This window comes from Neisseria sp. P0022.S010 (genome assembly GCF_051956635.1).
Genome location: NZ_JBQCXF010000175.1, coordinates 1 through 5708, shown reverse-complemented (window position 1 = coordinate 5708; position 5708 = coordinate 1). Strand labels below are relative to the sequence as shown.

General features: G+C 51.2%; 6 protein-coding genes and 1 pseudogene. 2 read left to right on the top strand and 5 right to left on the bottom strand.

Annotated elements, in window-relative coordinates; all coding sequences use genetic code 11:
- Together pssA and ACTHUT_RS12965 are read left to right on the top strand one after the other, a co-directional pair.
- Positions 1–662 (top strand): CDP-diacylglycerol--serine O-phosphatidyltransferase (pssA, locus tag ACTHUT_RS12970; RefSeq protein ID WP_440418869.1); only part of this gene is annotated, 662 nt, incomplete at its 5' end.
- 1 nt (position 663) lies between these two features.
- Entirely contained in the window at positions 664–1473 is an 810-nt protein-coding gene (locus tag ACTHUT_RS12965) for a sulfite exporter TauE/SafE family protein (protein WP_250600119.1), read from the top strand.
- An 87-nt stretch (positions 1474–1560) separates the two neighbouring features.
- Here the strand turns inward: ACTHUT_RS12965 and ACTHUT_RS12960 are convergent, their stop codons facing one another.
- The 5 genes and pseudogenes from ACTHUT_RS12960 to ACTHUT_RS12940 form a co-directional block, all read right to left on the bottom strand.
- Positions 1561–2241 (bottom strand): sulfite exporter TauE/SafE family protein, encoded by a 681-nt coding sequence (locus tag ACTHUT_RS12960; RefSeq protein ID WP_250590177.1) that lies wholly within the window; start codon positions 2239–2241, stop codon positions 1561–1563.
- Between the two features lie 110 nt (positions 2242–2351).
- Positions 2352–3392 (bottom strand): ABC transporter permease, encoded by a 1041-nt coding sequence (locus tag ACTHUT_RS12955; protein WP_004520828.1) that lies wholly within the window; start codon positions 3390–3392, stop codon positions 2352–2354.
- Positions 3393–3428: 36 nt separating this feature from the next.
- Positions 3429–4484 (bottom strand): ABC transporter permease subunit, encoded by a 1056-nt coding sequence (locus tag ACTHUT_RS12950; protein ID WP_250600117.1) that lies wholly within the window; start codon positions 4482–4484, stop codon positions 3429–3431.
- Between the two features lie 99 nt (positions 4485–4583).
- Positions 4584–5513 (bottom strand): CobW family GTP-binding protein, encoded by a 930-nt coding sequence (locus ACTHUT_RS12945; protein WP_003682934.1) that lies wholly within the window; start codon positions 5511–5513, stop codon positions 4584–4586.
- Positions 5501–5708 (bottom strand): annotated as a pseudogene (locus tag ACTHUT_RS12940) (Fur family transcriptional regulator); the annotation flags it as partial. The pseudogene ACTHUT_RS12940 and the gene ACTHUT_RS12945, both read right to left, overlap by 13 nt.

Here is a 5708-nt window from a genome sequence, read left to right as displayed (position 1 = left end):
CCATTACCCAGTCCATGCACGGACGTTATGAAACGGCGGCGATTGCAGTTTTCCTTTCCATGCTGCTCGACGGTATGGACGGTCGCGTTGCCCGTTTGACCAACAGCCAAAGCGCGTTCGGCGAACAGCTCGACAGCCTTGCCGATATGGTCAGCTTCGGTGTAGCGCCTGCCCTGATTGCCTATAAATGGCAACTTTGGCAGTTTGGCAAAATCGGTTATTCCGTCGCCTTTATCTACTGCGCCTGCGCCGCCCTGCGTTTGGCGCTGTTCAACACGCTCATCGGCAAGGTCGATAAACGCTGGTTTATCGGCGTTCCAAGTCCGACCGCCGCTGCATTGATTGTCGGCCTGATTTGGGTCAACCACAGCTTTGAACGCTTCCCCGGCGTGCATTGGTGGGCATTGGGCATTACCCTGTTTGCCGGTATTTCCATGATTGTGCAGATTCCGTTTTGGAGCTTCAAAGAAATCAACATCCGCCGCCAAGTGCCGTTTATGGGCATGGTGTTGGCCGTGTTGGTATTGCTGCTCATCAACTGGAAACCTTCGCTCGTCCTCTTCTTGTTCTTCCTCGGTTACAGCCTGTCCGGTTATGTGATGGCAGCAATCCGTTGGTTTAAAAAACGCCACAAAACTCATAAACACGACAAGGCCGTCTGAAATGTGGTCTTGGGACATCATCCTTGCCCTGCTCACCGTCGGCAGCGCGGCGGGCTTTATTGCCGGATTATTCGGCGTAGGCGGCGGCACGTTGATTGTTCCCGTTGTCTTATGGGCGTTGCAACTGCAAGGCATAGGCGGCCACCCCTATGCCCAGCATCTTGCCATCGGCACTTCCTTTGCCGTCATGGTGTTTACCACCTTCTCCAGTATGTACGCCCAACATAAAAAACACGCCATCGATTGGGCGACCGTCCGCCGGATGACGCCGGGCATGATACTCGGCGTACTTCTCGGCGCGGTGTCGGCAAAATATATGCCGACGCTGGCTTTGCAGGTTTTCTTTATTGCATTTCTTGCCTTTATCGCACTCAAAACCCTACGCGATTCCAAACCCAAACCTTCACGCACCCTGCCTACCCTCCCCGGCCTGACAGCCGTCGGCACGCTTTTTGGGGCTGCGTCAAGCTGGGTCGGTATCGGAGGCGGTTCACTATCCGTTCCATTTCTGCTGTATTGCAACTTTCCGGCACACCGCGCCATCGGCACATCTTCAGGTTTAGCATGGCCGATTGCGATTGCCGGCACCATCGGCTATTTTGCCAACGGTTTGCATATTGCCAACCTGCCTGAAGGCGCGGCAGGCTTTATCTATCTTCCGGCCGTGGCCATATTGAGCGTTGCCACCATCCTCTTTGCTCCGCTCGGCGTAAAAACGGCGCACAAACTGCCCGCCCGAAAACTCAAAATCACCTTCGGCATTATGTTGCTGCTGATTGCCGCCAAGATGGCTTGGAATTTGATACATTAAATCTTCCTTGTGAAAAAAGGCCGTCTGAAAATCTTTCAGACGGCCTTTTTAATTGTAAAACAACAAACTAAATAAAACCTTTTTACCTTACCCGATTTGTCCCATTACAAATACGGCCAAGCGCCATATCGCCCATCCTGCCACCAACAATCCGGCACACAAACGAACCATGCGTTTTTGCAGAAAGGTTTTCAACTGCGCGGCAAATATGCCCATCGCAAGCAAGTTCGGCAAAGTCCCCAATGCAAACGCTAGCATATACAGCCCGCCGTGCAAAGCATTGCCGCTGCCCAAAGCATACAAAGACGCGCTGTACACCAAACCGCAAGGCAGCCAGCCCCAAAGCACGCCCACGCCGAAACAGGCAGGCACTGATTTAATCGGCAGCAATTTGTTCAACAAAGGATTTAGGCGTTTCCATATCGGTTTGCCGATGCGTTCTATTTTGGTTGCAGCAGTTGAAATACCGGCAAGATACAGACCGAGCAAAAGCAGTAAGACATTGGCGGCAATATACAAACCGTTTTGAACTGCGCGCGTATCGTCCAAGGAAATGCCGACCTGCCCGACCAAGCCGACCAACAGGCCAATGACGACATAGCTGCTGATTCGCCCCAAGTTCAACAATACGATCAGCCCGATTCGGTTTAAATGTGGCGGCAGCTGCAAAGCGAATGCACTGCTCAATCCGCCGCACATGCCGACGCAATGCGTTCCGCCAAAAAAGCCGAGCAGAAAAAGAGTAAGAAATGTGATTTCTTGATTCATGGTTTTTAATGATTCAAACGAATGGATGAGGCCGTCTGAAACTTTTCAGACGGCCCTAAGAATGCAGGATAAGCTTTGCTGCCCACCCTCTTCACGCTTTAGAAAAGCAATTAACTGCGTGCGCGTACGTCAAATGCCTGACGCAAACCTTCGCCGATCATGACCAGCAAAAGCAGCATCACCGTCAACGTAGCAACGGCAGACAGGCCGATCCACCACGCGTCCAAGTTGTCTTTGCCTTGCGCCAGCAACTCGCCCAAACTTGCCTGTGAGGCAGGTACGCCCAAGCCCAAGAAGTCCAAACTGGTCAGAGCGAGTACCGCACCGGAAATACGGAAAGGCAGGAAGGCCAATACCGGTGTCAAGCTGTTAGGCAGGATATGGCGCCACATGATTTCACGGTTGCCCACGCCCATCGCGCGCGCTGCCAAAACGTAATCGGTCTGACGGTTTTTCAAAAACTCGGCGCGGACATAGTCAGACAAGCCCATCCAGCCGAAAAGCGACAGCAACACCAGCAAAATCAACAGCCCCGGATTAAAGAACGAAGACAGGATAATCAGGAGGTACAGCTCTGGCATACCGCCCCAAACCTCGATAAAACGCTGCATCAGAAGGTCGGTTTTACCGCCGAAATAACCCTGCACCGCGCCTGCAACCACGCCGATTACGGTAGTCACCACGGTCAACACCAAGGCAAACAACAGCGAATCGCGGAAACCGTAAACCAAGCGCGCCAACAGGTCGCGGCCGCGGTCGTCCGTTCCTAAGATATGCCGTTCGGACGGTTTGGCCGGATCGGGTGCCGTATCAAAATCGTTTAAGGTATCGGCATCATAAGGATTGGGCAGGTAAAGGGCAAAATTGCCGTCTGAAGTAATGTTGTGGCGGATAAGCGGATCCAGATAATCCGCAGGCGTATCGAAATCGCCGCCAAATGTGGTTTCGTTATATTCGTTTACCAAGGGGAAGAAATACTCGCCCTGATAGCGTATCCACAAAGGTTTGTCGTTGCTCCACAAAGGCGCAAGCAAAGTGACGACAAACAAAACGGCCAAAATCCGCAAAGCCAACCAACCGCGCTTATGTTGCTTAAAGGCTTGCCAAGTAGGGTTTGAAGTAGATTTTTTCTTTTTCATGGTTCGAAACATTCTTTAATAATGGATTGAAGATATTTTCAGACGGCCTTATTTCTGTCCGCCAAAGTGAATGCGCGGATCGACCCATGAATAAGAAATATCCGACACCAATTTAGCCAACAACCCCATTAGCGTGAACACATACAGCGTACCCATTACGACAGGATAATCCCGTTTCATCACTGCCTCGTAAGACAGCAAACCCAACCCATCCAGCGAGAACAACGTTTCAATCAACAGGCTTCCGGTAAAGAATGCGCCGATAAATGCGGCCGGGAAACCGGTAATCAGAGGAATCATGGCGTTGCGGAAAATATGTTTCCACAAAATCTGTTTCTCAGGCAAGCCCTTGGCTCGTGCGGTATAAACATATTGACGGCGGATTTCTTCAAGAAACACATTTTTCGTCAATACGGTCATCACCGCCAAGTTACCTGCCACCGAAGCGGTAATCGGCAAAGCCATATGCCACAAATAATCTTTGACTTTACCTGCCCAAGAGAGCGTATCGAAATCATCACCGACCAAGCCGCCCTGTGGGAACCAAGCAAAAAAGCTGCCACCGCCAAATAACACCAGCAATACCAAACCCAATACAAACGGCGGTACGGTATAGCCGACCAAAATCACCATGCCCGTAATCGTATCGAATCGGCTGCCATCCCTGACCGCCTTGGCAATACCCAACGGAATACATATCAAATAAGTCAGGAAGAATGTCCACAAACCCAAACTCATCGATACCGGCATTTTCTCTTTCACCAGCTCAAACACAGTTTGGTGATGGAAAAAGCTCTCACCCAAATCGAAACGGGCGAATTTCCATACCATATCGGCAAAACGCGTCACAGGCGGCTTGTCGAAACCGTATAAAGCATTCAGCGCGGCCAAATCCTCCGCACTGATGCGGTTGCCGTTTTTGGCCAAAGTTCCGGGCATACTGTGTCCCGCCGTCTCGCCGCCAACCGCACCCTGCGTCAGCTGCTGAACCATCTGTTCCACCGGACCGCCGGGGACAAACTGAATCACGGCAAAAGTAATTGCCAAAATCCCCAATAACGTGGGAATCAAAAGGAGCAAACGATGAAAGATATAACGCCACATGGTAAAGTGTTCCTCTATTTTTTTTGATTTGAAGGCCGTCTGAAACCGCTGACTTCAGACGGCATATAGTAACGAATTAATAAGCGTTTGGCCGATGATTTACTTCTCCAAAGCCTCCTGCAATTTCTTCTCAATCAAATCCGCGTCAAACGATTTGGCAATCAATTCAAAGCGGGAATCACGGCGCCATGAAACTTGGTTTGCGCCCCATTGACCGTCCACCCAGTTCAGCCACACCCATGTACCGAGCACTTGGAACACGCCTTTGGCACGCACGAGGCCGTCTGTAAATTTAGGTAGGTCGTTGAAGAAATCGGTCAGTTTTTCGCCGTCGAAATCACGTCCGGCAGGGAAAGTGAAGCCTTGAGACTGGAAGCCCATGGTGTTGTCCGGCAGGGCTTTGAGGCGGTAGCGCGATTTTTCGACAACGGGAATATCAAGCCATTGGATGTCGAGTTGCGCATTTTGTACTTCAACCACTTTGGCTTTAGGCGGGAACAGCTTGGCCGCTTTATCGTGAAACTCGGCCAGCTGCTCTGGCGTGCATAAGTCGGTTTTGCTGGCGACCAATACGTCGCAAATGCCGATTTGGTCTTTATACAAGGCTTGTTGCGCGTAATCGGGATTAATGAATTGGCGCGGATCGACAACGGTAAAGACGGCGCCGATTTCCAGCATACTGTCGAGCGGTTTGGCTTTCAATTCGTCGATGACGCTGGCGGCGTGCGCCAGTCCGCTTGCCTCAATCATCAAGCGGTCGGGTTGGGCATCGCGCAGCATTTTTTGTACGGTCGTACCCATTTGCGCGCCTGCAGTACAACACAAACAGCCGCCGGCGATTTCTGCCACGGGAATACCGTTGTCGCTCAAGACGGCGCCGTCAATGCCGATTTCACCAAATTCGTTGACGATGATGACCCATTTTTCATTCGGGTCTTTTTGCGCCATCAGACTTTTAAGTGCAGTGGTTTTACCTGTTCCAAGGAAGCCTGAAATCAGGTGGACTTTGGTCTTTTTTACTTCTGACATTTTTTACAAATTCCTGTTAAAACAACATGTTCTTCTTTTAATGAGAAACCGGTTTCGGCCACGCCTGCACGCAATGCCGCCCATTCTTGGCTCAGTGTCTGCTCATCCGCCGTACCGCATTCAGTACAAACCAAAATAAACGCGCTGTGGTGCGCTTCGGCTTCTTCGTGGTCATGGCAATGGTCGTCGCACTCG

Excerpts from the sequence above, each read along its gene's own strand:
- ACTHUT_RS12960 (WP_250590177.1), bottom strand. The coding sequence starts at position 2,241 with ATGAATCAAGAAATCACATTTCTTACTCTTTTTCTGCTCGGCTTTTTT.
- ACTHUT_RS12965 (WP_250600119.1), top strand. The coding sequence starts at position 664 with ATGTGGTCTTGGGACATCATCCTTGCCCTGCTCACCGTCGGCAGCGCG.
- ACTHUT_RS12945 (WP_003682934.1), bottom strand. The coding sequence starts at position 5,513 with ATGTCAGAAGTAAAAAAGACCAAAGTCCACCTGATTTCAGGCTTCCTT.
- ACTHUT_RS12950 (WP_250600117.1), bottom strand. The coding sequence starts at position 4,484 with ATGTGGCGTTATATCTTTCATCGTTTGCTCCTTTTGATTCCCACGTTA.
- ACTHUT_RS12955 (WP_004520828.1), bottom strand. The coding sequence starts at position 3,392 with ATGTTTCGAACCATGAAAAAGAAAAAATCTACTTCAAACCCTACTTGG.